The organism is Wolbachia endosymbiont of Drosophila baimaii (assembly GCF_028982185.1).
GTDB classification, from domain to species: domain Bacteria; phylum Pseudomonadota; class Alphaproteobacteria; order Rickettsiales; family Anaplasmataceae; genus Wolbachia; species Wolbachia pipientis.
This window is the reverse complement of sequence record NZ_JAPQLE010000175.1, coordinates 1-3,044: the sequence shown is the minus strand read 5'-3', so window position 1 is coordinate 3,044 and position 3,044 is coordinate 1. Positions and strand designations below refer to the sequence as shown.

2 protein-coding genes and 1 pseudogene are annotated in these 3,044 nt (G+C 41.0%); 2 read left to right on the top strand and 1 reads right to left on the bottom strand.

The genetic code is table 11. The features are described from left to right. Nucleotides 1–89: 89 nt before the first annotated feature. Nucleotides 90–935: pseudogene (locus OZD66_RS05455) on the top strand (ankyrin repeat domain-containing protein); the annotation flags it as partial. Here OZD66_RS05455 and sdhA read toward each other — a convergent pair. After that, nucleotides 907–2,712, bottom strand: a complete 1,806-nt coding sequence (gene sdhA, locus OZD66_RS05450) for a succinate dehydrogenase flavoprotein subunit (protein WP_182367409.1) — start codon at nucleotides 2,710–2,712, stop codon at nucleotides 907–909. The pseudogene OZD66_RS05455 and the gene sdhA overlap by 29 nt on opposite strands. Before the next feature lie 119 nt (nucleotides 2,713–2,831). Between sdhA and OZD66_RS05445 the strand changes: the two genes are divergently transcribed. Continuing rightward, nucleotides 2,832–2,972 carry a hypothetical protein gene (locus tag OZD66_RS05445; RefSeq protein ID WP_220468224.1) on the top strand — a complete coding sequence of 47 codons (141 nt, stop codon included), beginning with the start codon at nucleotides 2,832–2,834 and terminating at the stop codon, nucleotides 2,970–2,972. The last annotated feature ends 72 nt before the right edge of the window (nucleotides 2,973–3,044 follow it).

Here is a 3,044-nt window from a genome sequence, read left to right as displayed (position 1 = left end):
CATTTATACCTCGCTATTACACTTAGTTTAGTATGGCTTTTTTTCCATTATTGTCTATCTGTTTGTTGTGCAGTGAGAATTGGTATAAGAATGGAGAAGGGAACACACCCCTAGAATTGGCATTAAAGAAAAAAGCAGAAAAAAGAAGTATCGAATACCTACCGCAAGGAACAATTTTTGATACAGCAACTGCTTATGACAATACAACAAAATTTTGTACAATGCTGCTAGAAATAGGCGCTGATCCCTGTTCTCTGGAGCTGAAAGATCCAAAATTCCATACTAAAAAGTACTATTTAACTTTACGAGATCTAAAAGATTATTCAGGGACTCCACAGAAAGCACAGGAGAAAGCTAAAGAACTAAAAGAGAAGCTTGAGGAAAAATACCACTGTAAAACTGCTTCAAAAAAATGCAAGTCTGGCATTAAAGAAGCAGGTTCTGGTATAAAAAAAGGAGTATCTGCTGTAGCAGGATTCATAGATCCAGCAAAAAGGACCCGCGAACTGTTAGCAATCACGATAACGATTACTGTTATTGCAATGGTAACATTTGCTTTCTTTCAGGGTCAAATGGCAATTGGAGCAGCCATTCCTATCATAGCTGTTGCTGGAGTTATATGCCTTACTTTAACTTTAGGATTTAGTGGTATTAAGAAACTTTTTGAAAAATCAACCAACAAAGCACAGGACACATTTAACGACAAAAACCGCTCTAATTCAACAACAGAGCAGAATCAAGCTTCGAAGAACCTTGTTAATAATGATCAACAGAATTTAAGAAATGAGACTAAAAATCAAGCAGTACAAGAGTCACCAAATCAACCAGAGCATACAGAAAACCCAGCTACTAAAATGAGCGATGTATCAATACTACGTCAATTCATGAATAAGCTAGATGGGCTGACTAATAAACCCTCTTCTCTGGCGCTATGAAATCAATCTCACCGCTCAGAGTTTTTTCAGCCACTTTTTTATAATCAATTTTTACGTTAATTTGCCCTTTCTTTTCTTCAAGCCACGCTATAGTGTGCTTCATCCAGTTTTTGTCATCACGTTCAGGAAAGTCTTCACGAGCATGGGCACCTCTGCTTTCCTCGCGATTAGCTGCGCATTCCATGGTAATAACCGCTTGTGGGATCATGTTAGCAAGCTCCAGTGCTTCAACTAAATCACTATTCCACATCATACTGCGATCCTCAAGTGAAATATCAGGCATCATTTTTGCTACCTTTTTTATAGCTTTTTTGCCTTCTTCTAAAACTTCAGCAACACGGAAAACTGATGCGTATTTTTGCATAGTGTTCTGCATTTCACTGCGTATTTTTGCTACTTTTAGCCCACCAGAAGCAAATCGCATTTTATTGAATCTATCTACTATCCAGTCTGTGCAGTCTGAATGCAATTTTTTATGTGGTGTACCGGATTTTAGTTTCTCTCTTGCTCTGAGCGCTGCAGCTCTGCCAAAAACCACAAGATCAAGAAGCGAGTTAGAACCAAGTCGATTTGCACCGTGCACAGAGACGCACGCAGCTTCTCCAATTGCAAATAGCCCATCTACCACTTCTTCCTTACCTTGCTTCAGCGTAATCACTTCTCCATGATAATTGGTTGGAATGCCACCCATGTTGTAGTGAACAGTCGGAATGACCGGTATTGGATCTTTAGTGACATCAACTCCAGCAAAAGTTCTTGCGGTTTCGCTGATGCCCGGCAATCTGAGTTTTATTACTTCCGGATCAAGATGCGCTATAGTTAAATACATGTAATCTTTTTTCGGTCCAACTCCCCTTCCCTCTCTAATTTCAATTGTTATTGCGCGACTTACCACATCACGGGAAGCTAAATCTCTTGCTTTTGGTGCGTAACGTTCCATAAACTTCTCGCCCTGAGAATTAACGAGGTACCCCCCTTCACCACGGCATCCTTCTGTCATCAGGCACCCTGAGCCATATATTCCTGTTGGATGAAATTGTACAAATTCCATATCTTCAAGTGGTAATCCAGCCCTTACCACCATGCCGTTACCATCACCTGTGCAGGTATGCGCACTTGTTGCAGAGAAATAAACACGTCCATATCCACCTGTTGCTAGCACCACCCTATGCGCGCGAAATTTATGTAATGTACCGTCGCATAGCGACCAAGCAAGAACTCCGCAGCATGCTCCGGTTTCGCTATCCATAATTAAATCAATCACAAAGTATTCAACAAAAAATTCAGCGTTGAATTTAAGACACTGCTGATATAGAGTGTGAAGGATTGCGTGCCCAGTCTTATCTGCTGCCGCACAAGTGCGCTGCGCTGATTTTCCTTTACCAAAGTGAGTTGTCATTCCACCAAAGGAACGCTGGTATATTTTGCCATCTTCTGTACGAGAAAAAGGTACGCCAAAATTTTCAAGTTCAATAACAGCTTTAGCAGCGTTTTTACACATATATTCTATTGCATCTTGATCACCAAGCCAGTCTGAACCTTTTATTGTGTCATATGCATGCCAGCGCCAATCGTCTTCACCGATATTACCTAAAGCTGCACTAATTCCGCCTTGTGCTGCAACTGTATGACTTCGTGTAGGGAAAATTTTAGAAATGCAGGCAACTGAAAAATTAGTTGCAGCCATCCCAAGCGTTGCTCTGAGCCCTGCTCCACCTGCACCTACTACTACCACATCATACTCATGTTCTATGATCTCATACGCTGACTTATCCATACTTGCTTATTTTATCATTACAGGCTTATGATATCACAGAAGTAGAAAAAATCTATACAAGTTTTCTGTAGCTATATCGCTGCGGTATTTCATAATAGATCCCGCTAACACGTAGCGGGGTGACAGCAGTCCTACGTCATACTGCCGCAGTATCTCAGCTACTAACACGTAGCGGGATGACGGTTGTCAGGGTGTCATCCCAGCGCCTCTATGATGTCATCTCAGTGCTTGACACTGGGATAGCTTTGTTGCATCGCTAGCTATGATGGATTAAAGATAAAAAAGGTGGAGAATATCAGTAGCTTATTATTCTGGTATTTATAACAAGAACG